The sequence below is a fragment of the Bariatricus sp. SGI.154 genome (genome assembly GCF_050313795.1).
In the GTDB taxonomy this organism is placed as follows: domain Bacteria; phylum Bacillota; class Clostridia; order Lachnospirales; family Lachnospiraceae; genus CAMBRQ01.
In genome coordinates this window covers 1-1,589 of the sequence record NZ_JBNPMC010000078.1, presented here as the reverse complement: position 1 = coordinate 1,589, position 1,589 = coordinate 1, and the positions used below count along the sequence as shown (strand labels likewise).

General features: G+C 40.6%; 1 protein-coding gene. It reads left to right on the top strand.

Features of this window, described 5'->3' with window-relative positions; all coding sequences use genetic code 11:
• The first annotated feature begins 137 nt into the window (after positions 1-137).
• Entirely contained in the window at positions 138-1,517 is a 1,380-nt protein-coding gene (locus tag ACQRBN_RS17390; protein WP_427740356.1) for an IS4 family transposase, read from the top strand.
• Positions 1,518-1,589 lie beyond the last annotated feature (72 nt).

Genomic DNA, 1,589 nt, shown 5'->3' with positions numbered 1-1,589 from the left:
ACTCAAACTTCCCACACCAATAAGGTGTGTTGAACCTTGAAAATTCAATATTTTAGCCAATAAAAAAAGGCATAAATAACACTCTTTTGATATAATGGAGTTGTCGAGAAACCATTCTAACAAGGAGGATTTATGCCATGTCCATTATATCACAGGATAATACAAACGAGGTAGCTATTTTAGATTGTGTTCAGAGATTTTTTTTGTCTCACAAAGTAGGAACCCTTTTAAAAAAGTGTAATGGAACCAAAGAAAAAGGTGTCCCTGCTATTTCGCTTTTGAAATATAAACTCAGCAATGTATTTATTGGCAGAAGCATGTATATGCAGCAGAGAACCGGAACATTCAAAGAAGACTTTTGCAAAAATACCTTCTATCGTTTCCTAAATTCCACGAAAACCAATTGGCTTCGCTTTACTTCTTCTCTGGCATCCGGGATCATCAATGATGAGATCAAAAATCTTACTGATGAAAAGCGTGCCAACGTTTTCATTGTCGACGATACTCTCTTTAATCGCACCAGCTGCAAGAAGACTGAACTCGGTTCCAGAGTCTTTGATCACGTTGGTATGAAATTCCGCAAGGGATTCCGGTTGTTGACACTTGGATGGAGTGATGGCAATACATTTATGCCTGTTAACAGCTGTCTTATCGCATCCTCCAAAGCATCAAATATCATCGGCCCGATGAAAGATTTTGACGGGAGAACTATTGCTGGCAAGCGTAGAAAACTGGCACAAACGAAAGCTCCAGAAGTTATGCTTTCCCTTCTTGATGCAGCTGTTTCCAGCGGTCTTTCTGCTGATTATGTTCTGTTTGACTGTTGGTTCGCTAATCCGGCTCAGATCACGGCTATCAAATCCAAAGGGATGGATGTGATAGCAATGATCAAGAAAAGCAGCCGCATTCAGTATCAGTATGAAGGACAGAAACAGAATATCAAACAGATCTATGCGAAAAACAAGAAGCGTCGCGGCAGATCCAAATATCTTCTTTCTGTCGATGTCATGGTTGGAAAAGAAGAGCCAATCCCGGCAAAAATCGTATGTGTCAGAAACAAGGCAAATCGTAAGGATTGGCTTGCTTTCATCTGCACAGATCCAACTCTGTCAGAAGAAGAAATCATTCGCATCTATGGAAAACGCTGGCAGGTTGAGGTGTTTTTCAAGACCTGTAAATCTACACTTAATCTCATTGGCGAATGCCACAGCCTCTCTTACGATGCACTGACGGCACATGTAGCCATTGTGTTTGCCAGATATATGCTTTTGGCATTAGAACAGCGAAAAAGTGAAGACCAACGAACCTTAGGAGAATTATTCTTTTTGCTGGCAGATGAGATGGCAGACATCACTTTCGCACGATCCCTTTGTATCCTGATGGATGCTTTGATGGCAAGTCTTCAGAAGATTCCGAAACTGAGCGAAGAACAACTTGCTGAATTTACCGCTGATTTTATATCCAGACTGCCACAATATCTGCAAAGTGCATTTGATTCGCAGGCAGATATGGCATAAATCGCTATTTTGTTAGCTGAAATATTGAATTTTCAAGGCTCGAAATCTATTTTGGGTATGGGAAGTCTTAGT

What these genes read in the sequence shown, in the direction of transcription:
- ACQRBN_RS17390 (WP_427740356.1), top strand. Translation starts at nt 138, where the DNA reads ATGTCCATTATATCACAGGATAATACAAACGAGGTAGCTATTTTAGAT.